Source organism: Flagellimonas hadalis, assembly GCF_007785775.2.
GTDB lineage: Bacteria > Bacteroidota > Bacteroidia > Flavobacteriales > Flavobacteriaceae > Flagellimonas > Flagellimonas hadalis.
The window spans coordinates 1-855 of record NZ_VNIK02000040.1; the positions used below are offsets into that span (position 1 = coordinate 1).

1 protein-coding gene is annotated in these 855 nt (G+C 52.6%); it reads left to right on the top strand.

The genetic code is table 11. The features are described from left to right. Positions 1 to 855, top strand: an 855-nt coding sequence (locus FOT42_RS17915) for a PIG-L family deacetylase (protein WP_192938447.1), incomplete at both ends; no start/stop codon positions are given.

Here is an 855-nt window from a genome sequence, read left to right on the forward strand (position 1 = left end):
CACTAGGGACATCACCTTGGACCATATTACCCGAGTGGATGCCGCGCCAGCTTTCAAAGGCCTTGAAAATGTACCGAGAAAGGCCATCACCATGGGGATCGGGACCATCAAAAAGGCAAAGCGGATTGTGCTCATGGCCTGGGGCCAGAACAAGTCAGAAATAGTAAAGGAGACCGTGGAGGGGGAGATCAGCTCCGAGGTGCCGGCCACCTATTTGCAGGAACACGCCAATACCACTTTTGTTCTGGACAAGGAAGCGGCCCAACACCTCACCCGTATAGACACCCCATGGTTGGTGGGCAGTTGCGACTGGACCCCGGACCTTACCCATAAAGCGGTGGTCTGGCTCAGTATTGAAAAGGGCAAGCCCATTTTGCAATTGACCGACAAGGACTATAACGATATGGGCATGTCAGACCTTTTGAGCTCCGAGCAATCGTCCTATGAGATCAATATCAAGACATTCAACAGGTTGCAGCATACCATTACAGGTTGGCCCGGGGGCAAGCCCCATGCGGACGATACCAACCGACCTGAACGTGCCGAACCGGCCAAGAAAAGGGTGATCATCTTCAGCCCACACCCGGATGATGATGTGATTTCCATGGGAGGCACCTTTGATCGCTTGGTCTCTCAAGGACATGAGGTCCATATTGTGTACCAGACCTCAGGTAACATCGCTGTTGCCGACCATGAGGCACTCAAGATTGCCGAGGTGGCCAATGCCATATCACACACCGCTATTTTTGGGGAGGTCATCAAGGAAATCAAGGCAAAGACTGCTGAGGACTACGATTCTGAAATTGTCCGCAAGGTAAAAGGGACCATCCGCAGGAGCGAAAGTTATGGGGCCAC